Source organism: Brevundimonas sp. PWP3-1b1 (assembly GCF_049896065.1).
GTDB classification, from domain to species: Bacteria; Pseudomonadota; Alphaproteobacteria; order Caulobacterales; family Caulobacteraceae; genus Brevundimonas; species Brevundimonas intermedia_B.
The window spans coordinates 822-1074 of the sequence record NZ_JAFCTO010000003.1 but is presented as its reverse complement, the minus strand read 5'-3'; the positions used below and the strand labels follow the sequence as shown (position 1 = coordinate 1074).

Here is a 253-nt window from a genome sequence, read left to right as displayed (position 1 = left end):
AACCTTGGTCATTCGGCGTGGGTGTTATTCACACCCATTGTCTTTACAAATGTCAGCATTCGCACTTCTGATACCTCCAGCAAGCTTCTCAACTCACCTTCACAGGCTTACAGAACGCTCCTCTACCGCATCACTTACGTGATACCCGTAGCTTCGGTGTATGGTTTGAGCCCCGTTACATCTTCCGCGCAGGCCGACTCGACTAGTGAGCTATTACGCTTTCTTTAAAGGGTGGCTGCTTCTAAGCCAACCT

The 253-nt window shown here is 49.8% G+C and carries 1 rRNA gene (running past one end of the window); it reads right to left on the bottom strand.

The features are described from left to right. Positions 1-253 (bottom strand): 23S ribosomal RNA (locus tag ACP69V_RS15825) (its annotated part continues 821 nt past the right edge of the window); the annotation flags it as partial.